The following is a 299-nucleotide window of genomic DNA, read 5'->3' on the forward strand; positions in this document are numbered from 1 at the left end:
TGTTGCACGAGCTATAAATTACCGTGGAATTATCGTCGGAGATCCCCTTACATTTGAAAATAGTGAAGTTGGTTTCAAAAGATTATTAAATTGGATTCAAAGTTTACAAGAAATGAAGGATTTAAATGCATCTATTGTAGGTATGGAACCTACTGGACACTATTGGAAAAATATCTCGAAATGGCTTATTGAACAGAAGATTGAGGTAGTAACAGTTAATCCCCACCTAGTTAAAAGAAATAAAGAGAATCGTGATAACACTCAATCAAAAAGTGATAAAAAAGACGCTCTTGTGATCG

General features: G+C 33.8%; 1 protein-coding gene. It reads left to right on the forward strand.

What is annotated here, in order from left to right; translation table 11 throughout:
- Nucleotides 1-299: IS110 family transposase (locus CKJ95_RS23155; protein WP_142353976.1), on the forward strand; the 299-nt coding region annotated here is incomplete at both ends.

The sequence above is a fragment of the Fredinandcohnia onubensis genome (genome assembly GCF_002734285.1).
In the GTDB taxonomy this organism is placed as follows: Bacteria; Bacillota; Bacilli; order Bacillales; family Bacillaceae_L; genus Ferdinandcohnia; species Ferdinandcohnia onubensis_A.